The sequence below is a fragment of the Streptomyces sp. Q6 genome, from assembly GCF_036967205.1.
GTDB lineage: Bacteria > Actinomycetota > Actinomycetes > Streptomycetales > Streptomycetaceae > Streptomyces > Streptomyces citrinus.
The window spans coordinates 5083134-5107288 of sequence record NZ_CP146022.1 but is presented as its reverse complement, the minus strand read 5'-3'; the positions used below and the strand labels follow the sequence as shown (position 1 = coordinate 5107288).

Here is a 24155-nt window from a genome sequence, read left to right as displayed (position 1 = left end):
GTCAGCTCGGTCCTGCCTTGTAACCGACTCCACGGACGGTCACCACGATCTCCGGCCGCTCGGGATCCTTCTCGACCTTCGAACGCAGCCGCTGCACATGCACGTTGACGAGACGGGTGTCCGCCGCGTGCCGGTAGCCCCAGACCTGCTCCAGGAGCACCTCACGCGTGAACACCTGCCACGGCTTGCGCGCGAGCGCGACCAGCAGGTCGAACTCCAACGGCGTCAGCGCGATCGACTGCCCGTCCCGCTTCACCGAGTGCCCGGCCACATCGATGACCAGATCGCCGATGGCGAGCTGCTCCGGCGCGGGCTCCTCGGACCTCCGGAGCCGCGCCCGGATCCGGGCCACCAGCTCCTTCGGCTTGAACGGCTTGACGATGTAGTCGTCCGCGCCCGATTCCAGGCCGACGACGACATCGACGGTGTCGCTCTTGGCCGTGAGCATCACGATCGGGACCCCGGACTCCGCCCTGATCAGGCGGCACACCTCAATACCGTCCCTACCGGGAAGCATCAGGTCCAGGAGCACCAGATCGGGCTTGGTCTCACGGAAAGCGGCCAGCGCCTTGTCGCCGTCAGCTACGAACGACGGCTCAAAACCTTCACCACGCAGCACAATGCCGAGCATCTCGGCCAGTGCGGTGTCGTCGTCGACGACAAGGACTCGTCCCTTCATGGACCACATCATCCCATTAGCTCATCGTTGTCTGGCGTGACCTGTCACACAGCTCACTCAGGGCCTCAGCTGTCACAGGCGCCACTACGCCCCACTCTGTGACGATTGCCGTCACCAACTCCGGCGGCGTCACGTCGAACGCAGGGTTGTACGCCTGCGTCCCCAGCGGTGCCACCGGGATCCCGCCTCCCGCCTCCACTCCGGCCAGCGGCGCCTGCGGCGCCGTGACCTCCGTCACTTCATGTCCTGGCCGCTGCTCCACCTCGATGGACCCACCGTCGGGAGTCTCCAGGTCCACCGTCGTCAGCGGCGCCACCACGATGAACGGCACATGGTGATATCGCGCCAGAACCGCGAGCGGATAGCTCCCCACCTTGTTCGCGACCGAACCGTCGGCGGCGATCCGGTCCGCCCCGATGAGCACAGCATCCACCTCACCGGCCGCGAACAGCGAACCGGCGGCGCTGTCCGTGAGCAGTGTGTACGACATCCCGTGCCGCGCGGCCTCGTACGCGGTCAGCCGAGCACCCTGCAACAGCGGACGGGTCTCGTCCACCCACAGCCGGTTCAACCGCCCGACCCGGTGCGCGGCGAGCGCCACCGCGAACGCCGTGCCCTCACCCCCGGAGACCAGCGCCCCCGTGTTGCAGTGCGTCAGGATGCGGTGCGTCCCCCCGGTCAGCAGCTCGTCGAGCAGTTGGAGCCCGTGTGCCGCCATCCGGGAGCTGCCCTCGGCATCCTCCTGGTGCAGCGCCCGCGCGGCGGCCAGCGCGGCCGCCGCGGCCCGCTCCTGGCCCGACTGCGCCCCGCCCGCCCCGTTCCCGAACGCGGACCGGTACGCCTGCTGCGCCCGGCGCACCCCGTACGCCAGATTGACCGCGGTGGGCCGCGCGTCCGCCAACGCGTCCGCCGCTTCCTCCACGTCGAAGCCGCGGGCGGCCGCCAGCGCCACCCCGTACGCCCCGGCGATGCCGAGCAGCGGAGCTCCGCGCACGGCCAGGGAACGGATCGCCTGCACCAGGGCCTGCGGATCGGTGCAGACCAGCTCGACCTCCTCGGCCGGCAGCCGCGTCTGGTCGAGCAACACCAGAACGGGACCTTCCGCCGGTTCCTCCCAGCGGAGCGCCGGTATGTCGTGGGCCGTGGCCTGTATGTCCTCGCTGAGCCGAATGTCCTCGCCGGATTGCGCGTACTGATCAGCCATCCGTCCAGTCTGCCCCGTAGGAGGCCGACAATTGAAGGTGTCCAGCCACTACCGGGCCAGGTCACCCCGCGCCCACCCCATGGCACGATGGCAGCCAACCGGCCGCCGCGACCGCGGGCGGGCACCTTGAAGGAGCGACGATGAACGACACTCCGGGCTGGGCATCGCCCGGATCTGCCCCCTCCGACGGCCCCGGCGACAAGCGCCCGGACGGCCAGAGCCCGAGCGGCGACGCTCAGGGCAGCGGCCCGCAGGACGCCGCAGGCCAGGGACCCCAGTGGTCCAAGGAGCAGCCGCCGCCCGCCCAGTGGTCCGCCCCTCCGGCCCGCCGCCCGGCTCCGGCCAGGCCCCGCCGCCGCCCCCACCGCCCGGCCCGGGCTGGGGCGCGGGCCCCGGCGGCTACGGGAACGGCCCCGGCGCCCCCGGCGGCTACCCCGGCTGGGGTGGCTGGCAGGGCAGGCCCCTGGCCGCCAAACCCGGCGTCATCCCGCTGCGCCCCCTCGGCGTCGGCGAGATCCTCGACGGCGCGGTGTCGACCATGCGCACCTACTGGCGCACCGTTCTCGGCATCTCGCTCACCGTCGCCGTGGTCACCCAGCTCCTGACGGTTCTCCTCCAGGGCTTCCTCTTCAACGACTCCGCGACCACCGACGCGCTCGACAACCCCGACGCCACCACCAGCGAGATCTTCCGCGCCATGGGCGAGATCCTCGTCGGCACCGGCGTCGTCCTGGTGGTCACGCTGCTCGGCACCATCGTCGCCACGGCCCTGCTCACGACGGTCACCAGCCGCGCCGTGCTCGGCAAGGACGTCACGATCGGCGAAGCCTGGCGCGACGCCCGCCCGCAGCTCCTCAAACTGCTCGGCCTGACCCTGCTGCTGCCGCTGATCGCCGCCCTCATCGTCCTCGTGGGCACCGCCCCCGGCATCATCGTCGCCCTTCTCGGCTCCTCCGAAGCGGGCGTCGCGCTCGCGGTCATCGGCGGCATCGCCGGCTTCCTCGTCGCGGTCTGGATGATCATCCGCCTCTCGCTGGCCTCGCCCGCGCTGATGCTGGAGAAGCAGACCGTCCGTAAGGCGATGGGCCGCTCCATGAAGCTCGTACGCGGCTCCTGGTGGCGGGTCTTCGGCATCCAGATCCTGGCGTCCCTCATCGCCGGCATCGTCTCGGAGATCATCCTCATACCGTTCACCGCCATCGCCGGCGTGGTCAGCGGCGACGGCATCGGCAGCCTCCTCGACACCAACGGCACCGTCGGCTGGACCTTCCTGATCATCACCGGCATCGGCGCCGTGATCGGCTCGACCCTCACCTTCCCGATCACCGCGGGCGTCACCGTGCTGCTCTACATCGACCAGCGCATCCGCCGCGAAGCCCTCGACCTCGAACTCGCCCGCGCCGCGGGCCTGCCGGGCTACGACGGCACCCCCGGCGCCACCCCGGGGAGCTGATGCGGTGAGCACGCCAGGGGGAGTGCTCAGGGCGGGATCCTGGCTGACGCGGGCCGGCGGCGACGAGCCACCGGTGACGCTTCCGCGCGATCCCGCCCGCGAGGCGGCCGAACACGAACTGTCCAAGCCCGCGTACCACGAGAACGACCCGAGCTGGTTCATGCGCGCCCTGAACAAGTTCTGGGAGTGGATCGACCGCCTGTTCTCCGCCGCGTCCGGTGCCGCCCCGGGCGGCACCGTCGGCCTGATCGTCATCGTGCTGGCCGTCATCGCCGTGGGTGCCGCCTTCTGGTGGCGCCTGGGCACCCCCCGCCGCTCCCCCACCTCCACCGCGCCACTCTTCGACGACCGCCCGCGCAGCGCCGCCGAACATCGCGCGGCCGCCGAGTCCCACGCCGCCCAGGGCCACTGGAACCAGGCCGTCCAGGAACGGATGCGCGCCCTGGTCCGCTCCCTGGAGGAACGCGCCCTCCTCGACCCGCGCCCCGGCCGCACCGCCCACGAGGCGGCCGCCGAAGCCGCCCGCCCCCTCCCCGGCCACGCGGACCGACTGCGCACCGCCGCCCACGACTTCGACGACGTCACATACGGCGGCCGCACCGCGACCCCGGAGACGTACCAGCGCCTGACCGCCCTGGACACCGAGGTGGAGCGCACCTCCCCGTCCCTCGCAGCCGCCCCGGGAGCGCCCCGGTGACCGAGCCCCGCACCCCGCACCCCGCGCACCACCCGGACCACGAGCCGGACCGAAGCGGCCCACCAGCCGCCGCGACCACGCTCACCGCACCCCCACCGCCACCGGCCCCCGCGCCGGACGGCACCTCCACCACCCCCACGGTCCGCCAGGTCTGGACCCGCACCCGGGGCATCGCCCTCGCCCTGACGGTCCTTGTGATCGCCGCCGTCGCCATCGCGGCCGTGCGCTCCGGCGAGAAGCACGGCACCCTCGACCCGCGCTCCGCCGACCAGTACGGCAGCCGCGCCGTCGCCGAACTCCTCGCCGACCGAGGGGTGTCCACGCGCGTGGTCACCACCACGGCCGAAGCCCGCGCCGCGACCGGCCCCGACACCACCCTCCTGGTCGCCGCCCCGGGCCTGCTCACACCCCACCAGCAGGACCAGATCCAGGCCGCCACCACCGACTCCCACGGCCGCACGATCCTCGTCGCCCCCGGCGCGGCCACCGTCGAACGACTGGCCCCCGGGGTCACCACGGACGCCGCCCCCAGCGCGGGCACCACCCTCGCCCCCGACTGCGCCCTGCCCGCGGCCCGCCGCGCCGGCCCGGCCGAAACCGGCGGCGGCCACCGCTACGACACGACACTCTCCGACGCCGACTCCTGCTACCCGAGCGACGGCGCCGCCACCCTTCTGCGCCTGCCCGCCACGACCGGCCACGGCGACACCGTGATCATCGGCTCCCCCGACATCCTTCTCAACGACCGCCTCGACAAGCAGGGCAACGCCTCGCTCGCCCTTCAACTCCTCGGTACCCGCCCCCATCTGGTCTGGTACCTCCCCTCTCTCTCCGACGATGCCGCCGCCACCGACGCGGAGAACGACCGCAGCTTCGTCGACCTGATCCCCGAGGGCTGGCTCTGGGGCACGCTGCAACTCTTCATCGCCGCAGCCCTCGCCGCCCTGTGGCGCGCACGCCGCCTCGGCCCCCTGGTCCCCGAGCGCCTCCCCGTCGCGATCCGCGCCTCCGAAACCGTCGAAGGCCGCGCCCGCCTCTACCGCAAGGCGAACGCCCGCGACCGAGCGGCCACCGCCCTGCGTACCGCCACCCGCACGCGCCTCGCCCCCCTCCTCGGCGTCCCCGTCTCCCAGGCGCACTCGCCCGAGATCTTCCTCCCGGCCCTGACCCGCCGGCTCACCTCGCCCGGCCAGGACCCGCACACCCTCCTCTTCGGCCCGCCGCCGACCACCGACGCAGCGCTCATCGCACTCGCCGACCACCTCGACGCCCTCGAAAGAGAGGTACGGAATTCATGATGGACCCGACCACTGACAACGCCGGGCCCACGACGGATCCCCGCAGCTCACGGGCGTCTCTGGAGGCCCTGCGCACGGAGATCGCCAAGGCCGTGGTCGGCCAGGACTCCACCGTCACGGGCCTCGTCGTGGCCCTCCTCTGCCGCGGCCACGTCCTCCTCGAAGGCGTCCCCGGCGTAGCGAAGACCCTCCTAGTACGAGCCCTGGCCGCATCCCTCGAACTCGACACGAAGCGCGTCCAGTTCACCCCCGACCTCATGCCGAGCGACGTCACGGGCTCCCTGGTCTACGACACCCACACCTCCCGCTTCTCCTTCCAGCCGGGCCCGGCCTTCACGAACCTCCTCCTCGCGGACGAGATCAACCGCACCCCGCCCAAGACCCAGTCGTCCCTCCTCGAAGCGATGGAGGAACGCCAGATCACGGTCGACGGCACCGCGCGCCGGCTCCCGGACCCGTTCATGGTCGTCGCGACCCAGAACCCGGTCGAGTACGAGGGCACGTACCCCCTCCCCGAGGCCCAACTGGACCGCTTCCTCCTCAAGTTGAACGTCCCCCTCCCCACCCGCCAGGACGAGATCGACGTCCTGACCCGCCACGCCTCGGGCTTCAACCCCCGTGACCTCGCCGCGGCGGGCCTCCGTCCGGTGGCCACGGCGGCAGACCTCGAAGCAGCCCGCGCGGCGGTCGCGAAGACGACGCTCTCTCCCGAGATCACCGCCTACGTCGTCGACATCTGCCGCGCGACCCGCGAATCACCGTCCCTCACCCTCGGCGTCTCCCCGCGAGGCGCCACGGCTCTCCTGGCCACGGCCCGCGCCTGGGCCTGGCTGACCGGCCGCGACTACGTGACCCCGGACGACGTGAAGGCCCTGGCCCTGCCCACCCTTCGCCACCGCATCCAACTGCGCCCGGAGGCCGAGATGGAGGGGGTAACCCCCGACTCGGTCATCAACGCGATCCTCACCCACGTCCCCGTCCCCCGCTGACGAGGCCGGAGACGAGAGACCCGACATGGCCCTCACCGGACGTACGGCCCTGCTCGCCGCCCTGGGCTCCCTCCCCATCGGCATCTGGGAGCCCAGCTGGACAGGCATCCTGGCCGTCAACACCCCGCTGGCCCTGGCCTGCGCCTGCGACTTCGCCCTGGCCGCCCCCGTACGCCGGCTGGGCCTGACCCGCTCCGGCGACACCTCGGTGCGCCTCGGCGACCCGGCCGACGTCACCCTCACGATCACCAACCCGTCGCGCCGCCCCCTGCGCGCCCAGCTCCGCGACGCCTGGCCCCCCAGCACGTGGCGCCCGGGCACGGAGTACGCGTCGTCACGCCACCAGGTGACGATCCCAGCGGGTGAACGCCGCCGTGTCACGACCCGCCTCCTGCCCACCCGCAGAGGCGACCGCACGGCGGACCGCGTCACGATCCGCTCCTTCGGCCCCCTGGGCCTGTTCACCCGCCAGGGCACGCACAACGTCCCGTGGACGGTCCGCGTCCTGCCGCCCTTCCACAGCCGCAAACACCTCCCGTCCAAACTGGCCCGCCTACGTGAACTCGACGGCCGCACCAGTCTGTTGACGCGTGGCGAAGGCACGGAGTTCGACAGCCTCCGCGAGTACGTTCCCGGGGACGACACCCGCTCCATCGACTGGCGCGCGACAGCCCGCCAGTCCGCGGTGGCCGTCCGCACCTGGCGTCCGGAACGCGACCGCCACATCCTCCTGGTCCTGGACACCGGCCGCACGTCCGCAGGCCGTGTCGGCGACGCCCCGCGCCTCGACGCCTCGATGGACGCCGCCCTCCTCCTGGGCGCCCTGGCCTCCCGCGCCGGCGACCGAGTGGACCTCCTGGCCTACGACCGCCGCATCCGCGCCCTCGTCCAGGGCCGAGCAGCCGGCGAAGTCCTCCCCGCACTGGTCAACGCGATGGCCCCCCTGGAACCCGAACTCATCGAGACGGACGCCCGAGGCCTCACCACCACAGCCCTGCACACGGCCCCCCGCCGCTCCCTCATCGTCCTTCTTACGTCGCTGGACGCGGCCCCCGTCGAGGAGGGTCTGCTCCCGGTCCTCCCCCGCCTCACCAAACGCCACACAGTCATCGTGGCCTCGGTGGCGGACCCGGCGATCGAGACGATGGCGGCAGCGAGGGGCACCACAGAGGTGCTCTACAGCGCGGCGTCAGCGGCCCAGGCGAAGGCAGAACGCCTCCGCACCGCGGAACAGCTCACGCGCCACGGAGTAACGGTGGTGGACGCCACCCCCTCCAACCTCGCGCCCGCCCTCGCGGACGCCTACCTGGCACTCAAGGCTGCGGGCCGCCTATAGCCAAGGCCAGAAGGCAAAAAGGCTTTCATAAAGCCACTGCTTGCCTCCCTCTCTTGCCCCGGAACGCAGAAAAGCCCCGTGCCAGAGGCACGGGGCTTTTCCCTAAAACTTGTTCGGCGGCGTCCTACTCTCCCACAGGGTCCCCCCTGCAGTACCATCGGCGCTGTGAGGCTTAGCTTCCGGGTTCGGAATGTAACCGGGCGTTTCCCTCACGCTATGGCCACCGAAACACTATGAAACTGTCAACCGGAGTCGTGGCCTATGACTACGACGGTTGTTCATGGTTTCAGAACCAACACAGTGGACGCGAGCAACTGAGGACAAGCCCTCGGCCTATTAGTACCAGTCACCTCCACCCGTTACCGGGCTTCCAGATCTGGCCTATCAACCCAGTCGTCTACTGGGAGCCTTAACCCCTCAAAGGGGGTGGGAGTCCTCATCTTGAAGCAGGCTTCCCGCTTAGATGCTTTCAGCGGTTATCCTTTCCGAACGTAGCCAACCAGCCATGCCCTTGGCAGGACAACTGGCACACCAGAGGTTCGTCCGTCCCGGTCCTCTCGTACTAGGGACAGCCCTTCTCAAGACTCCTGCGCGCGCAGCGGATAGGGACCGAACTGTCTCACGACGTTCTAAACCCAGCTCGCGTACCGCTTTAATGGGCGAACAGCCCAACCCTTGGGACCGACTCCAGCCCCAGGATGCGACGAGCCGACATCGAGGTGCCAAACCATCCCGTCGATATGGACTCTTGGGGAAGATCAGCCTGTTATCCCCGGGGTACCTTTTATCCGTTGAGCGACGGCGCTTCCACAAGCCACCGCCGGATCACTAGTCCCGACTTTCGTCCCTGCTCGACCCGTCGGTCTCACAGTCAAGCTCCCTTGTGCACTTACACTCAACACCTGATTACCAACCAGGCTGAGGGAACCTTTGGGCGCCTCCGTTACTCTTTGGGAGGCAACCGCCCCAGTTAAACTACCCATCAGACACTGTCCCTGATCCGGATCACGGACCCAGGTTAGACATCCAGCACGACCAGAGTGGTATTTCAACGACGACTCCCCAACCACTGGCGTGGCTGGTTCAAAGTCTCCCACCTATCCTACACAAGCCGAACCGAACACCAATATCAAACTGTAGTAAAGGTCCCGGGGTCTTTCCGTCCTGCTGCGCGAAACGAGCATCTTTACTCGTAGTGCAATTTCACCGGGCCTATGGTTGAGACAGTCGAGAAGTCGTTACGCCATTCGTGCAGGTCGGAACTTACCCGACAAGGAATTTCGCTACCTTAGGATGGTTATAGTTACCACCGCCGTTTACTGGCGCTTAAGTTCTCAGCTTCGCACACCCGAAAGTGCACTAACCGGTCCCCTTAACGTTCCAGCACCGGGCAGGCGTCAGTCCGTATACATCGCCTTACGGCTTCGCACGGACCTGTGTTTTTAGTAAACAGTCGCTTCTCGCTGGTCTCTGCGGCCACCCCCAGCTCATGGAGTAAATCCAATCACCAGTGATGGCCCCCCTTCTCCCGAAGTTACGGGGGCATTTTGCCGAGTTCCTTAACCATAGTTCACCCGAACGCCTCGGTATTCTCTACCTGACCACCTGAGTCGGTTTAGGGTACGGGCCGCCATGAAACTCGCTAGAGGCTTTTCTCGACAGCATAGGATCATCCACTTCACCACAATCGGCTCGGCATCAGGTCTCACCCTCATGTGCGACGGATTTACCTATCACACGGGCTACACCCTTACCCCGGGACAACCACCGCCCGGGCTGGACTACCTTCCTGCGTCACCCCATCACTCACCTACTACCAACTTGGGCCGGCGGCTCCACCACTTTCCATTCCCCGAAGGGTCCGGAACGGCTTCACGGCCTTAGCATCACTGGATTCGATGTTTGACGCTTCACAGCGGGTACCGGAATATCAACCGGTTATCCATCGACTACGCCTGTCGGCCTCGCCTTAGGTCCCGACTTACCCTGGGCAGATCAGCTTGACCCAGGAACCCTTAGTCAATCGGCGCACACGTTTCTCACGTGTGTATCGCTACTCATGCCTGCATTCTCACTCGTGAACCGTCCACAACTCGCTTCCGCGGCTGCTTCACCCGGCACACGACGCTCCCCTACCCATCCCAGCAGGCGTTGGCCCTATATGCTGGAATGACACGACTTCGGCGGTACGCTTGAGCCCCGCTACATTGTCGGCGCGGAATCACTAGACCAGTGAGCTATTACGCACTCTTTCAAGGGTGGCTGCTTCTAAGCCAACCTCCTGGTTGTCTCTGCGACTCCACATCCTTTCCCACTTAGCGTACGCTTAGGGGCCTTAGTCGATGCTCTGGGCTGTTTCCCTCTCGACCATGGAGCTTATCCCCCACAGTCTCACTGCCGTGCTCTCACTTACCGGCATTCGGAGTTTGGCTAAGGTCAGTAACCCGGTAGGGCCCATCGCCTATCCAGTGCTCTACCTCCGGCAAGAAACACACGACGCTGCACCTAAATGCATTTCGGGGAGAACCAGCTATCACGGAGTTTGATTGGCCTTTCACCCCTAACCACAGGTCATCCCCCAGGTTTTCAACCCTGGTGGGTTCGGTCCTCCACGAAGTCTTACCTCCGCTTCAACCTGCCCATGGCTAGATCACTCCGCTTCGGGTCTTGAGCGCGCTACTGAATCGCCCTATTCGGACTCGCTTTCGCTACGGCTTCCCCACACGGGTTAACCTCGCAACACACCGCAAACTCGCAGGCTCATTCTTCAAAAGGCACGCAGTCACGACGCAAGGAACAAGTTCCTTGCGCGACGCTCCCACGGCTTGTAGGCACACGGTTTCAGGTACTATTTCACTCCGCTCCCGCGGTACTTTTCACCATTCCCTCACGGTACTATCCGCTATCGGTCACCAGGGAATATTTAGGCTTAACGGGTGGTCCCGCCAGATTCACACGGGATTTCTCGGGCCCCGTGCTACTTGGGTGTCTCTTAAACGAGCCGCTGACGTTTCGACTACGGGGTCTTACCCTCTACGCCGGACCTTTCGCATGTCCTTCGTCTACATCAACGGTTTCTGACTCGTCTCACAGCCGGCAGACTGTGACAAAGAGATCCCACAACCCCTGCATGCAACCCCTGCCGGGTCTCACACATACAAGGTTTGGCCTCATCCGGTTTCGCTCGCCACTACTCCCGGAATCACGGTTGTTTTCTCTTCCTGCGGGTACTGAGATGTTTCACTTCCCCGCGTTCCCTCCACATACCCTATGTGTTCAGGTATGGGTGACAGCCCATGACGACTGCCGGGTTTCCCCATTCGGAAACCCCCGGATCAAAGCCTGGTTGACGGCTCCCCGGGGACTATCGTGGCCTCCCACGTCCTTCATCGGTTCCTGGTGCCAAGGCATCCACCGTGCGCCCTTAAAAACTTGGCCACAGATGCTCGCGTCCACTGTGCAGTTCTCAAACAACGACCAACCACCCATCACCCCGAACCAACCGGTTCGAGTGCACTGGGGCCGGCACTGAAGGCGACCACACGGCCGTACCTTCAGACACCCAACAGCGTGCCCGACACCCTCGCCTGATCTTTTCGCTTTCCACGCCGAAGCAGTACTTACGACCAGAGCAGGTCAAGTGTGCCGAATAATCAACGTTCCACCCATGAGCAACCACCGTCGAACGTTTGCCGACGTAGTGGCCTCTGACCGAGCGAACTCGGTAAGAAGTGCTCCTTAGAAAGGAGGTGATCCAGCCGCACCTTCCGGTACGGCTACCTTGTTACGACTTCGTCCCAATCGCCAGTCCCACCTTCGACAGCTCCCTCCCACAAGGGGTTGGGCCACCGGCTTCGGGTGTTACCGACTTTCGTGACGTGACGGGCGGTGTGTACAAGGCCCGGGAACGTATTCACCGCAGCAATGCTGATCTGCGATTACTAGCAACTCCAACTTCATGGGGTCGAGTTGCAGACCCCAATCCGAACTGAGACCGACTTTTTGAGATTCGCTCCACCTTGCGGTATCGCAGCTCATTGTATCGGCCATTGTAGCACGTGTGCAGCCCAAGACATAAGGGGCATGATGACTTGACGTCGTCCCCACCTTCCTCCGAGTTGACCCCGGCGGTCTCCTGTGAGTCCCCATCACCCCGAAGGGCATGCTGGCAACACAGAACAAGGGTTGCGCTCGTTGCGGGACTTAACCCAACATCTCACGACACGAGCTGACGACAGCCATGCACCACCTGTACACCGACCACAAGGGGGGCACTATCTCTAATGCTTTCCGGTGTATGTCAAGCCTTGGTAAGGTTCTTCGCGTTGCGTCGAATTAAGCCACATGCTCCGCTGCTTGTGCGGGCCCCCGTCAATTCCTTTGAGTTTTAGCCTTGCGGCCGTACTCCCCAGGCGGGGAACTTAATGCGTTAGCTGCGGCACCGACGACGTGGAATGTCGCCAACACCTAGTTCCCACCGTTTACGGCGTGGACTACCAGGGTATCTAATCCTGTTCGCTCCCCACGCTTTCGCTCCTCAGCGTCAGTAATGGCCCAGAGATCCGCCTTCGCCACCGGTGTTCCTCCTGATATCTGCGCATTTCACCGCTACACCAGGAATTCCGATCTCCCCTACCACACTCTAGCCTGCCCGTATCGACTGCAGACCCGGGGTTAAGCCCCGGGCTTTCACAACCGACGTGACAAGCCGCCTACGAGCTCTTTACGCCCAATAATTCCGGACAACGCTTGCGCCCTACGTATTACCGCGGCTGCTGGCACGTAGTTAGCCGGCGCTTCTTCTGCAGGTACCGTCACTTTCGCTTCTTCCCTGCTGAAAGAGGTTTACAACCCGAAGGCCGTCATCCCTCACGCGGCGTCGCTGCATCAGGCTTTCGCCCATTGTGCAATATTCCCCACTGCTGCCTCCCGTAGGAGTCTGGGCCGTGTCTCAGTCCCAGTGTGGCCGGTCGCCCTCTCAGGCCGGCTACCCGTCGTCGCCTTGGTGAGCCACTACCTCACCAACAAGCTGATAGGCCGCGGGCTCATCCTTCACCGCCGGAGCTTTCAACCTCCCCCCATGCGAGGAGAGGTGGTATCCGGTATTAGACCCCGTTTCCAGGGCTTGTCCCAGAGTGAAGGGCAGATTGCCCACGTGTTACTCACCCGTTCGCCACTAATCCACCCCGAAGGGCTTCATCGTTCGACTTGCATGTGTTAAGCACGCCGCCAGCGTTCGTCCTGAGCCAGGATCAAACTCTCCGTGAATGTTTCCCCGTAATCGGGGTGACACCACGAGAGCGGAACAACCAGGAGGAATAATCCCGGTCGTTCACAGCGTCCTCGCTGTGCGCCTGCCAGCCCACTAGAGGCCGACAGGACTTTTTCAAAGGAACCTCATCTTCGACCCGAAAAGGCCGGAGACGGGGTATCAACATATCTGGCGTTGATTTTTGGCACGCTGTTGAGTTCTCAAGGAACGGACGCTTCCTTTGTACTCACCCTCTCGGGCTTTCCTCCGGGCGCTTCCCTTCTGTGTTTCCAACCTTACCAGATCCTTTTTCCGTTCCGTTTCCGGTTCGGATTTCATTTCCGGTGGCCGTTGGAGGGCCTTTGCCTTTCGGCGGTTTCGACTTTATCAGAAGTTTTGGGCCGGTCTGGCCGGCTGTCGATTCTGATTAATCGGGGGGCTTCTCGAATGAATGTTATTTCGTGAAGCGCGGTAGATACTAACCGCTGCGGCCGAGCTTGTCGAGTTCGGGGCAACTGTTCGAATCTACCTCCCCGTCCTGGCCGTGTCAACGGTCTTTCCGGGGCGAAGAGGAGACTAGCAGGTCAGGGGCCGTGGCTGCACATCAAGCCGCAGTCGGCAGAGCCGCACTGCGTTCGGCTGCTTCGACGTCGCCTGTTTCGCCTTCGCGGACCGCTCGGCCGCCCAGTACATAGACGTAGGCGAGGAAGGCGAGTTCCGCTGTGATGCCGATGCCGATGCGGGCCCAGGTGGGGAGGCCCGAGGGGGTCACGAAGCCTTCGATGGCACCGGAGATGAAGAGGACCAGGGCCAGGCCGATGGCCATGCCCAGGGCCGCGCGGCCTTCTTCGGCCAGCGCTGTCCGGCGGGTGCGCGGGCCGGGGTCGATGACGGTCCAGCCCAGGCGCAGGCCGGTTCCCGCGGCCACGAAGACGGCCGTCAGCTCCAGCAGGCCGTGCGGGAGGATCAGGCCCAGGAAGGTGTCGAGGCGGCCGGCGGAGGACATCAGGCCGATGCCCACACCTACGTTGAGCATGTTCTGGAACAGGATCCACAGGACAGGAAGCCCCAGGAAGACGCCGAGGACCAGGCACATCGCGGCGGCTTGGGCGTTGTTCGTCCAGACCTGGGCCGCGAAGGACGCCGCGGGGTGGCTCGAGTAGTACGTCTCGTACTGGCCGCCGGGGCGGGTCATCTCGCGGAGTGCCGCGGGGGCGGCTATGGAGGCCTGCACCTCTGGATGCGTACCGATCCACCAGCCGATCAGGGCGGCTATCGCCGTGGAGATGAGTGCTGTGGGGACCCACCAGTGGCGTGCCCGGTAGACCGCTGCCGGGAATCCGTGGGTGAGGAAGCGGGTGACGTCGCGCCATGAAGCACGGCGTGTGCCCGTGACCGCGCTGCGCGCGCGTGCGACGAGTTGGGTCAGGCGGCCGATCACGCGGGGGTCCGGGGCGCTCGACTGGACGAGGGAGAGATGGGTCGCGGTGCGCTGGTACAAGGCCACCAGTTCGTCCGCTTCCGCGCCGGTCAGGCGGCGACGGCGTCGCAGCAGGGTGTCCAGGCGGTCCCACTCCGCACCATGGGCGGACACGAAGACGTCGAGGTCCATCCGGTCTGCTGCTCCTCGCTTTCCGGCACCTGTGCGGCGCGATGTGCCTTCAGCTTGGCAGACTGGCGGTTCCTAGGGCAGGTCAGTGAAGGGTGGGTGGCCGGCGTGAGTGAGCTGGTGACGGGAGAGGCGGTCGCCCTCGAGTTGCGGCCGGCGAAGTTGCCGAGTCGGGCACTCGCGGTGCTGATCGACCTGGTGGTGGCGTTCGTCGTGTACATCGTCGTGACGATGGGGATCGTCGCGGCGACCTCGTCGTTGGACGACGCCGCCGCGGCCGCGCTCGCCGTGGCGACGTTCCTGCTGGTGCTCGTCGGGATCCCGATCGCCGTGGAGACGCTCAGCCATGGGCGGTCGCTGGGGAAACTCGCGTGCGGGCTGCGGGTCGTGCGGGACGACGGCGGGCCGATCCGGTTCCGGCACGCTCTCGTGCGGGGGGCCGTCGGCGTCGTGGAGATCCTGATGACGTTCGGGATCGTGGCCTGCATCGCCTCTTTGGTGTCCGCGCGGGGGCGGCGGGTCGGTGACGTGTTCGCCGGGACTCTCGTCGTGCGGGAGCGCGTGCCGACCGGGCAGACCGCGTTCGTGCCGCCTCCGCCGCCCTGGCTGGTCGGGCGGTTCGCGGAGCTGGATCTGTCCGCCGTGCCGGAAGGGCTCTGGCTCGCGGTGCGGCAGTACCTCACGCGGATGGGGCAGTTGGATCCGCAGGTGGGATGGGGGATGGCCGCCCGGCTCGCGACGGATCTCGCGGCGCACACCGGCGCCCCCGCTCCGACGGACGTGCCGCCCGCCGCCTTCCTCGCCGCCGTGATGCATGAGCGGCAGTCGCGTGAGGCGCAGCGAGCCTTCGGGGCCGGAGGTTACGGCGCCTCTGCTTCGCCGGTGCCCCCGGCGGTTGCTCCGCCTGCTCCGGGCCCTGGGGCGTACGGTCCTCCGTCGCCTGCTGCTCCGCAGCCTTTCCCCACGTACGCGCCGCCGGCGCCCGCCGCCGCGCCGCGGCCCGAGGGGCCTGAGTCGGCAGGGTCGTCCGGGGCGTCGGGCACCGGATTCGTACCGCCCGCCTGACACCGCGGCGAGGGCGGCCGGGGCGTCAGGTGAACGTCGACGGCGGGGTCTCGAGGTGCTCCAGCTCGATGCCGGGGGCCGCCAGGACCACGTCGCCGGTGATGTGGACGGTGTGCTGCTCCCCGGTGTCCAGGGCTGTGACCTGGTATTCGTCCACGGTCAGGGGTCCGTTGTCAGTGGCGTGTGCTTCGCTTTTCAGCAAGGTCCAGGACTGGTCCAGGGTGCGGGGTGCCAGGACGGGATCCGTGAGGGCGACGAGGCGGACACGGGTCGAGGGGGAAGCGGGGGTGAGGTTCAGCAGACGCGTGGTGGCGATGAGGAACGCGGGGGACGTGCCGGTGAACGCGTGCGCGGGGGCGTTTCCTTCGGTCGCGTGGGCGCCGGTGGGGTCGGTGCGCACCCACGTGACGCCGTCGAGGGCGGCGCCTCTGACCTGCCAGCTCGCGGCGTTCAGTTCGAGGCGGATGGGGCGGCCGAGTTCGTCGACAGCCAGGTCGATCGAACCGGCGTGGTCGCCTGAGGGGGTGATCCGTTGGGCTACGTAGCGCCAGCCCGAGGGGCCGGGGGCGCAGTGGAAGTGTTCTTCACCGAGGGGGGTGTGATCGTGCGGATCGTGGAGCGAATATCGGCCGCGGGGCATGGGGTTCGTGGAGTCCTCTGTCGGGCCTGATGACGGCCGCCACCGGGCGCGGGCACGTGACCGTGTGCGGGGCGGACGGGCGTCGAAGGACGTGTCCACCGTAGCCAGCGGTGCGACCCGGTACGGGACAGGCCCCCGGCACGGGGGTGCGGGGGCCTGTCCTGTCCGCCGGCGGGTGAGGCCGGCGCGAGGTGGTGCTGCGGTGCGGTGAGCGTGGTGCTCAGTAGCGGTAGTGGTCCGGCTTGTACGGGCCGTCGACCTCGACGCCGATGTACGCGGCCTGCTCGGGGCGGAGCGTCGTCAGCTTCACGCCGAGCGAGTCCAGGTGCAGGCGGGCGACCTTCTCGTCGAGGTGCTTGGGCAGCACGTAGACGTCGGTCGGGTACTCGGACTGCTTGGTGAACAGCTCGATCTGGGCCAGGGTCTGGTCCGCGAAGGAGTTGGACATCACGAAGGACGGGTGGCCCGTCGCGTTGCCCAGGTTCAGCAGGCGGCCCTCGGACAGCACGATGATGACCTTGCCGTCGGGGAACGTCCAGGTGTGGACCTGCGGCTTGACCTCGTCCTTGACGATGCCCTCGATCTTCGCCAGGCCGGCCATGTCGATCTCGTTGTCGAAGTGGCCGATGTTCCCGACGATCGCCTGGTGCTTCATCTTGGCCATGTCGCTCGCCATGATGATGTCCTTGTTGCCGGTCGTCGTGACGAAGATGTCGACCTGGTCGATGACGTCGTCGAGCGTCGCGACCTGGAAGCCGTCCATCGCCGCCTGGAGCGCGCAGATCGGGTCGATCTCCGTGATGATCACGCGGGCGCCCTGGCCGCGCAGCGACTCCGCGCAGCCCTTGCCGACGTCGCCGTAACCGCAGACGAGGGCGGTCTTGCCGCCGATGAGGACGTCCGTGGCGCGGTTGATGCCGTCGATGAGCGAGTGGCGGCAGCCGTACTTGTTGTCGAACTTCGACTTCGTCACCGCGTCGTTCACGTTGATCGCGGGGAAGAGGAGGGTGCCGTCACGCTGCATCTCGTACAGGCGGTGGACACCGGTGGTGGTCTCCTCCGTGACGCCGCGGATCTCGGAGGCGAGCTGGGTCCACTTCTGCGAACCGTTCGAGATCGTGTCGTTCAGGAGCTGAAGGATGACGCGGTGCTCGTCGGACTCGGCGGTGTCGACCGAGGGGACCTTGCCGGCCTTCTCGTACTCGACGCCCTTGTGGACGAGGAGGGTGGCGTCACCACCGTCGTCGAGGATCATGTTCGGGCCGCCGGTGGGCGAGTTCGGCCAGGTCAGGGCCTGCTCCGTGCACCACCAGTACTCCTCCAAGGTCTCGCCCTTCCAAGCGAAGACCGGGACGCCCTGGGGGTTGTCCGGCGTGCCGTTCGGGCCCACCGCGATGGCCGCGGCGGCGTGGTCCTGGGTGGAGAAGATGTTGCAGGACGCCCAGCGGACCTCGGCGCCGAGGGCGACGAGGGTCTCGATGAGGACGGCCGTCTGGACCGTCATGTGGAGGGAGCCGGTGACGCGCGCGCCGGCGAGCGGCTGCGTGGCGGCGTACTCCTTGCGGATCGACATCAGGCCGGGCATCTCGTGCTCGGCGAGGGTGATCTCCTTGCGGCCGAAGGCGGCGAGAGAGAGATCGGCGACCTTGAAGTCCTGGTCCTGTCGGTTGGCGACAGAAGTCATAAGTGAGCTGCTCCTCGGTGCAGTTGCAGTCGGTCGAGGTGGGCTGAAGAGCGCGTTCCCTGATCCGGAACGCGCATGGCTGGTCTGCGGGCGTCTTCGGACACAGGTGTCCTCCGATACTCGCAGCGCAGTCCGTCGGAGGCCCTCTCTCCCTCGGACGACCCGTCGTGCGGGCCGCCCGACCGCCATCAGCAGCGACGTCTGGCTCGTTACGAATCTACACCGATCGGCCCAGTCGGACCCACCCCGTCCGCTGCCGAGGGGCGGTCCTGGCCGAGGTGCGGTGGGGCGGGGTCGCTAGCCTCCTCTCCGCGCCGTTCCGTCCGTGAGCGGTGTGGGGAGGGGACGGCATGGGTGGCAGAGCGCGTCGGCTGGGCTGGGCGGCCTGGGTGCTGGGGCCGCTGGGTCTGGTGGGGCTGCTCGGGTCGGTGGTGTGGCTGGGGTCGACGTATCGCAGCGTCACCGTGTCGAGCTCCGGTATGACGCCCACGTACGCGATCGGCGACCGGGTGTTCATCGAGCGGGTGGACGGGGACGAGGTGCGCCGCGGTGACGTGGTGCTCTACTCGCTGCCCGGCCGGTATCGGGGGCAGCCCGTGGTGCAGCGCGTCGTCGGGCTCGGTGGGGAGCGGGTCGCGCACGAGGGCGGGGCGTCCGGGCCCACCCTCGTGAACGGGAGGGCTCTGGCGGAGCCGTACGTGAAGGACGGCGTGGCGAACGGCGGGCCCCCGTACGACGTGCGGGTTCCGCGGGGGCGGCTGTTCCTGATGGGCGACCACCGGGCGAACTCGAACGACAACCGGTACTTCGCGGACGATCACGGTGGCTCGGTGCCGTTCGATGCCGTGGACGGGCGGGTGGTGGACGGGGTCGCGCGGCCGGTGGCGGTCGCGGTCGGGGGCCTCGCCGGGCTCGGGGTGGCGCTCACCGGGCTCGGGTGCGGGATCGCGGCGGCCACGGAACGGCGGCGGGCCGCCCACCTGCGGATGGCCGGATGGGCGATCCCCCAGTGACGTGATCGCGATGCGACGCGTACGGATACGGGGAGGGGGCAGGGAGATGATCTCCCCGCCCCCTCCCCGTATCCGTACGCGCGTGCTCAGTGCTCCGCGGTCGGTGTCGGGCCGCCGGGGGTCGCCTTCGGGTCCGGGCCCTTCGCGGCCTCCGTGTCGCTGAAGATGTCCGGCTCCAGGTAGATGACGCGGGCGATCGGGACGGCGGCGCGGATGCGGGCCTCCGCCTCGTTGATGGCGCGGGCGACCTCGGCGGCGGTGTCGTCGTGCTGGACGGCGATCTTCGCGGCGACGAGGAGTTCCTCGGGGCCGAGGTGCAGCGTGCGCATGTGGATCAGGCCGGTGACGGTGTCGCCGTCGACGACCGCCTCCTCGATCTTCTTCACCTCGTCCAGGCCCGCGGCCTCGCCGAGCAGCAGGGACTTCGTCTCCAGCGCGAGGACGATCGCGATGGCGATCAGCAGGATGCCGATGCAGAGCGTGCCGATGCCGTCCCAGACCGCGTCGCCGGTGGCGAGGGTCAGGCCGACGCCGAAGAGCGCGAGGACCAGACCGATGAGTGCGCCGAAGTCCTCAAGGAGCACGACGGGCAGCTCGGGCGCCTTGGCGCGCTTGATGAACTGGCCCCAACTGAGCTTCCCGCGCAGCGCGTTCGACTCCTTTATGGCCGTACGGAAGGAGAAGCCCTCGGCGATGATCGCGAAGACGAGGACGCCGACCGGCCAGTACCAGTGCTCCAGGTCGTGCGGGTGCCTGATCTTCTCGTAGCCCTCGTAGACGGCGAACATGCCGCCGACGGAGAAGAGGACGATGGAGACGAGGAAGGCGTAGATGTAGCGCTCGCGGCCGTAGCCGAAGGGGTGTTGCGGCGTCGCCTCGCGCTGGGCCTTCTTGCCGCCGACCAGGAGGAGGAACTGGTTCCCCGAGTCGGCGAGCGAGTGGACGGCCTCGGCGAGCATCGACGAGGAGCCGCTGAAGAGGAACGCCACGAACTTCGATACCGCGATGGCGAGGTTGGCGGCGAGCGCCGCAACGATCGCCTTTGCTCCGCCTGAAGCACTCATGTTGTTCCCGGTGTCCCTTCGTACGTCGTACGTCCCGTGCAGCGGTGGGTCATTGTTGCAGCACGGGACGCCGCACCGTCCGCTCAGGCCACGACCGTCGCACGGAAAATCGTGCCGTCCCCGGACACTTCGGTCTTTTCTCCCGCCGGAACGAAGACCGACTCGCCGGGTGCGAGCGTCAGGTCGCCCGCCTGGACCGTGCCCGCCGTGCAGAGCAGGATCTGCGGGGTCGCGGCCGTCAGATCGTGGGCGGCGCCGCCCTCGGGCAGGACGAAGCGCGAGAGGCGGAACTCGTCGATGGGGGTGTCGTAGACCTCTTCGCCGTCGGGCGAGGCCTCCGGGCGGAGCACGCCGGGGTCGGTCGCCTCGAAGCGGACGACGCGCAGCAGTTCGGGGACGTCGACGTGCTTGGGGGTCAGGCCGCAGCGCAGGACGTTGTCGGAGTTGGCCATGATCTCGACGCCGAGGCCGTCCAGGTACGCGTGCGGGACACCGGCGCCGAGGAACAGGGCCTCGCCGGGCAGCAGCCGGACGTGGTTGAGGAGCATCGCCGCGATGACACCCGGGTCGCCGGGGTAGTGGTGGGCGATGCCCGCGTACGGCTCGTAGGCGCCGCCGAGGCGCTGGGCCGCGGCCGTGGCGTCGGTGACGGTCCGGGCCATCTCGTCGCGGTCGGCGCTCAGTACGGCGGTGAGGACCTCGCGCAGCGCGGCCTCCTCGGGGTGGGCGCGCAGCAGGTCCACGTACGGCTTGAGGCTGTCGACGCCGAGGCCGTCGAGGAGCTTCGCCGCGTCCTCGGGCGCGCGGAAGCCGCACAGCCCGTCGAACGGGGTGAGCGCGCAGATCAGCTCGGGCTTGTGGTTGGCGTCCTTGTAGTTGCGGTCGGACGCGGTGATCGGTACGCCCTTCGCCTCCTCGGCCGCGAAGCCCTCCTTCGCCTGCTGGAGATTCGGGTGCACCTGGAGGGAGAGGGGTGCGCCGGCGGCGAGCAGCTTGAGGAGGAAGGGCAGGCGGGGGCCGAACTTCTCCACGGCCCGGGGACCGAGCTCGGCGGCCGGGTTCGCGTCGATGACCTCGCTCAGCGGGCCGCGCGCGGTCCGTGAGGGGGCGCCGGGGTGCGCGCCCATCCACATCTCGGCCTGGGGTTCGCCGGTCGGCTCGGTGCCGAGGAGCTGCGGGATCGCGGTGGCGGAACCCCAGGCGTAGGGGCGGACGGTGTTGGTGAGGCGGTCCATGACGTCTTCTACTCCGTGCTGCGGTGGGCGGCGGGGGTCCAGATCACGCTCTGGAGGCGAGGCCCAGGTAAACGGCGGCGAAATCCGTGACGGCGATCAGCTCCGCGAGGGTCTCCAGGTCGCTGCCCTCCTCCGGCTCCAGCTCGCTGATCGCGGTGTCGTGCGAAAGGGCGAGCTCGCGGGCGGCGGGGGCGGCGGAGAGACCGCCGGTCGGCCGGTCGCGGAGCAGGACGACGCGGGCGCGCAGCGCCTGGACCTCTTCGACGCGGTCGCGGAAGAAGCTGTCGAGGTCGGCGCCCGCGGCGAGGTCGCCGACGAGGAGCGCGCCGTGGGCGGGCATCGCCTCGGGCAGGTCGGCGGCGAGCGCGGGGCGGCCGGCCAGCTCGGCGATGGCGTCGGCGAACCGGCGGCCCGCGGGGCCCGCGGCCGCGCCCTCGGTCCAGATCAGCGGGAGCGCCTCGGCGAGCTCGGAGGCGAGCGTCTTCGCCGGGTTGCTGTACGTGGCGATGGCGGGGCCGCAGCGCTCGGCGGTGCGGTCGAGGCGGTCGGCGACCTTCTCCAGGATCTCCGGCGGCGCGGACAGCAGTCCGGTGCGGTCGAGGAGCGCGAGCAGCGGGGTCAGCAGGGCCCACAGGGCGCCGGGCGCCGAGGCCGCGTCGGGTTCGTCCTGCTCGTACGGGGCCGTCGCCATCGGGACGAGGAGGCCGTGGGCGCCGGCGACGGACTCGGTCAGCGGGGCGCCGGTCGGGCACACGGCGACGACCGTGACGCTGCGCCGGTAGGCCTGCTCGACCAGGAGCGAGAGGCTCGGCTCGGAGCCGTCGGGGGTGGCGATCAGGAGCAGGTCGACCGGGCCCGCCCAGCCGGGCAGGTCCCAGCGCAGGGCGCCGGACGCGGGGGCGACACCGGTGGGGCGCAGCCGGACGACCGGGCAGGACGCCCCGGCGAGGCGGTCGATGAAGTCGGCGACGCCGACGGCCGCCATGCCGGGGCCCGCGATCATGACGGCGCGCGGGCGGCCGTCGGGCTTCAGCTCGGCGATGCCGGCCTCCGCCGCGTGCCGGGCGGCCGTGCGGACGCGGGCGCCCGCTTCGGCGGCCCCGCGCAGCAGGCCCCGACGGTCGGCTCTGGTCAGCGCCTCCGGGTCGTCCAGGAGCGATTCGTCGAACATGGCGTACGGCCTCCTGCTTGCGGGGAGCGGCGGTTACGCGGGGCGGCGGGCCTCGTCGACGAGGAGGACGGGGATGCCGTCGCGGACCGGATAGGCCAGGCCGCAGTCCTTGCCGGTGCAGATCAGCTCGGCGTCGGCCTCCTTGAGGGGGGCGTGGCAGGCCGGGCAGGCGAGGATCTCCAGGAGGCCGGCTTCGAGCGGCATGGGGGTTCCCTTCGGGGCTGTGGGTGTCTGGGGGTGACCTGGTCAGCCTACCGCCGGGGGGCCGTACGGGGCCCTGGAGGCGGCGGGCGGCACGGGCGTCAGGCTCTGATGATCGCGAGGACCTCGTCCCGCGTCTTCTGCATGGTCGCCGCGTCTCGCGCCTCGGCGTTCAGACGCAGCAGCGGCTCCGTGTTCGACGGGCGGACGTTGAACCACCAGTCGGCCGCGGTGACCGTCAGGCCGTCGAGCTCGTCCAGGGTGATGCCGTCGCGGGTGCCGTACGCGGCCTTGATCGCGGTGAGGCGGTCGGTCTGGTCGGCGACCGTGGAGTTGATCTCGCCGGAGCCCGTGTAGCGGTCGTACGAGGAGACGAGGGCGGAGAGCGGTCCGTCCTGGCCTCCCAGGGCGGCGAGGACGTGCAGCGCGGCGAGCATGCCCGTGTCCGCGTTCCAGAAGTCCTTGAAGTAGTAGTGCGCGGAGTGCTCGCCGCCGAAGATCGCGCCGGTGGTGGCCATCTCCTGCTTGATGAAGGAGTGGCCCACGCGCGTGCGCACGGGCGTGCCGCCGTTCTCCTTCACGACCTCGGGGACCGACCAGGAGGTGATCAGGTTGTGGATGATCGTGCCCTTGCCGCCGTTCTTCGCGAGTTCGCGGGAGGCGACGAGGGCGGTGACGGCGGACGGGGAGACCGGGTCGCCGTTCTCGTCGATGACGAAGCAGCGGTCCGCGTCGCCGTCGAAGGCGAGGCCGAGGTCGGCGCCCTCGGCGCGGACGCGGGCCTGGAGGTCCACCAGGTTGGCCGGGTCCAGCGGGTTCGCCTCGTGGTTCGGGAACGTGCCGTCCAGCTCGAAGTACATGGGTACGAGGTCGAGCGGCAGCCCGGCGAAGACGGTGGGGACGGTGTGCCCGCCCATGCCGTTGCCCGCGTCGACGACGACCTTCAGGGGCCGGATCGAGGTCAGGTCGACCAGGCCGCGCAGATACGCCGCGTAGTCCTCCAGCGTGTCGCGCCGGCTGATCGTGCCCGGGGTCGCGGCGGGCTCCGGGGCGCCCGACTCGCTCCACTCCTCGGCCAGGCGGCGGATCTCGGCGAGGCCAGTGTCCTGGCCGACCGGGGCGGCGCCGGCCCGGCACATCTTGATGCCGTTGTACCGCGCGGGGTTGTGCGAGGCCGTGAACATGGCGCCGGGCAGGTCGAGCGCGCCCGACGCGTAGTACAGCTGGTCGGTGGAGCACAGGCCGATCTCCGTGACGTCCGCGCCGAGGGCGGCGGCCCCGCGGGCGAAGGCGCCGGTGAGTCCGGGCGAGGAGGGGCGCATGTCGTGCCCGACGACGATCGCGTCGGCGCCGGTCACGCGGACGAACGCGGCGCCGAACAGCGCGGCGAGCTCCTCGTCCCACTGGTCCGGGACCACCCCGCGCACGTCGTACGCCTTGACGATCGTCGACAGATCAGCAGCCACGGTCGGTCCAGCCCTCCTGAAGTCCTGCACGGACCCCACAAACTACCTGGCCGCACCGACAACGAACCGTGAACCCCTCATTCCTCCCAAAGAACCCATG

Annotated in this window: 16 protein-coding genes, 3 rRNA genes and 1 pseudogene; 7 read left to right on the top strand and 13 right to left on the bottom strand. The window is 68.4% G+C overall.

Going from position 1 to position 24155, the window contains the following annotated elements:
- Position 1 precedes the first annotated feature (1 nt).
- Complete coding sequence (gene mtrA / locus V2W30_RS23935) at positions 2–691, bottom strand: two-component system response regulator MtrA (protein WP_199836122.1); 690 nt, start codon at positions 689–691, stop codon at positions 2–4.
- Between the two features lie 4 nt (positions 692–695).
- Entirely contained in the window at positions 696–1883 is a 1188-nt protein-coding gene (gene mtnA / locus V2W30_RS23930; RefSeq protein ID WP_338699598.1) for an S-methyl-5-thioribose-1-phosphate isomerase, read from the bottom strand.
- Positions 1884–2023: 140 nt separating this feature from the next.
- Between mtnA and V2W30_RS23925 the strand changes: the two are divergent.
- The 5 genes and pseudogenes from V2W30_RS23925 to V2W30_RS23905 all read left to right on the top strand — a co-directional run bounded on the left by V2W30_RS23925 (position 2024) and on the right by V2W30_RS23905 (position 7656).
- Positions 2024–3336 (top strand): annotated as a pseudogene (locus tag V2W30_RS23925) (DUF7544 domain-containing protein).
- Between the two features lie 4 nt (positions 3337–3340).
- Positions 3341–4033, top strand: coding sequence for a DUF4129 domain-containing protein (locus tag V2W30_RS23920; RefSeq protein ID WP_338699597.1), 693 nt, complete (start codon positions 3341–3343; stop codon positions 4031–4033).
- The gene (locus V2W30_RS23915; RefSeq protein ID WP_338699596.1) at positions 4030–5331 is read left to right on the top strand and encodes a DUF4350 domain-containing protein; all 1302 of its coding nucleotides are present in this window, start codon (positions 4030–4032) and stop codon (positions 5329–5331) included. Before V2W30_RS23920 ends, V2W30_RS23915 begins: the two co-directional genes overlap by 4 nt.
- Positions 5331–6320, top strand: coding sequence for an AAA family ATPase (locus tag V2W30_RS23910; RefSeq protein ID WP_425244694.1), 990 nt, complete (start codon positions 5331–5333; stop codon positions 6318–6320). The genes V2W30_RS23915 and V2W30_RS23910 overlap by 1 nt, the downstream gene beginning before the upstream one ends.
- Before the next feature lie 25 nt (positions 6321–6345).
- On the top strand, positions 6346–7656 hold the full coding sequence (locus V2W30_RS23905) for a DUF58 domain-containing protein (protein WP_338699592.1): 1311 nt from the start codon (positions 6346–6348) through the stop codon (positions 7654–7656).
- Positions 7657–7767: 111 nt separating this feature from the next.
- Here the strand turns inward: V2W30_RS23905 and rrf are convergent.
- The 4 genes from rrf to V2W30_RS23885 all read right to left on the bottom strand — a co-directional run bounded on the left by rrf (position 7768) and on the right by V2W30_RS23885 (position 14519).
- Positions 7768–7884, bottom strand: a 5S ribosomal RNA gene (gene rrf / locus V2W30_RS23900).
- Positions 7885–7972: 88 nt separating this feature from the next.
- A 23S ribosomal RNA gene (locus V2W30_RS23895) occupies positions 7973–11094 on the bottom strand.
- Between the two features lie 304 nt (positions 11095–11398).
- A 16S ribosomal RNA gene (locus tag V2W30_RS23890) occupies positions 11399–12924 on the bottom strand.
- Together the 16S, 23S and 5S rRNA genes form the textbook arrangement of a ribosomal RNA operon.
- 587 nt (positions 12925–13511) lie before the next feature.
- Positions 13512–14519, bottom strand: a complete 1008-nt coding sequence (locus V2W30_RS23885; protein WP_338699591.1) for a stage II sporulation protein M — start codon at positions 14517–14519, stop codon at positions 13512–13514.
- A 105-nt stretch (positions 14520–14624) separates the two neighbouring features.
- On the opposite strand from V2W30_RS23885, the gene V2W30_RS23880 reads away from it, so the two are divergent.
- Positions 14625–15581: an RDD family protein gene (locus tag V2W30_RS23880; protein WP_338699590.1), complete on the top strand. Its 957-nt coding sequence runs from the start codon at positions 14625–14627 to the stop codon at positions 15579–15581.
- 25 nt (positions 15582–15606) lie between these two features.
- Here V2W30_RS23880 and V2W30_RS23875 read toward each other — a convergent pair whose 3' ends face one another.
- The gene (locus V2W30_RS23875; RefSeq protein WP_338699589.1) at positions 15607–16221 is read right to left on the bottom strand and encodes a hypothetical protein; all 615 of its coding nucleotides are present in this window, start codon (positions 16219–16221) and stop codon (positions 15607–15609) included.
- 220 nt (positions 16222–16441) lie between these two features.
- Complete coding sequence (ahcY, locus tag V2W30_RS23870) at positions 16442–17905, bottom strand: adenosylhomocysteinase (protein ID WP_338699588.1); 1464 nt, start codon at positions 17903–17905, stop codon at positions 16442–16444.
- 350 nt (positions 17906–18255) lie between these two features.
- On the opposite strand from ahcY, the gene lepB reads away from it, so the two are divergent.
- Complete coding sequence (lepB, locus tag V2W30_RS23865; protein ID WP_338699586.1) at positions 18256–18918, top strand: signal peptidase I; 663 nt, start codon at positions 18256–18258, stop codon at positions 18916–18918.
- A gap of 86 nt (positions 18919–19004) precedes the next feature.
- On the opposite strand, the gene V2W30_RS23860 is transcribed toward lepB, so the two are convergent.
- From V2W30_RS23860 to V2W30_RS23840, 5 genes are all read right to left on the bottom strand, one after another.
- Positions 19005–19982, bottom strand: a complete 978-nt coding sequence (locus V2W30_RS23860; protein WP_338699585.1) for a cation diffusion facilitator family transporter — start codon at positions 19980–19982, stop codon at positions 19005–19007.
- A gap of 83 nt (positions 19983–20065) precedes the next feature.
- Positions 20066–21217, bottom strand: a complete 1152-nt coding sequence (manA, locus tag V2W30_RS23855; protein ID WP_338699584.1) for a mannose-6-phosphate isomerase, class I — start codon at positions 21215–21217, stop codon at positions 20066–20068.
- 43 nt (positions 21218–21260) lie between these two features.
- Positions 21261–22388, bottom strand: a complete 1128-nt coding sequence (locus tag V2W30_RS23850; protein WP_338699583.1) for an SIS domain-containing protein — start codon at positions 22386–22388, stop codon at positions 21261–21263.
- Between the two features lie 33 nt (positions 22389–22421).
- Positions 22422–22592, bottom strand: a complete 171-nt coding sequence (locus V2W30_RS23845; RefSeq protein WP_018533654.1) for a Trm112 family protein — start codon at positions 22590–22592, stop codon at positions 22422–22424.
- A gap of 98 nt (positions 22593–22690) precedes the next feature.
- Positions 22691–24055, bottom strand: coding sequence for a phosphomannomutase/phosphoglucomutase (locus V2W30_RS23840; protein ID WP_338699580.1), 1365 nt, complete (start codon positions 24053–24055; stop codon positions 22691–22693).
- Positions 24056–24155 lie beyond the last annotated feature (100 nt).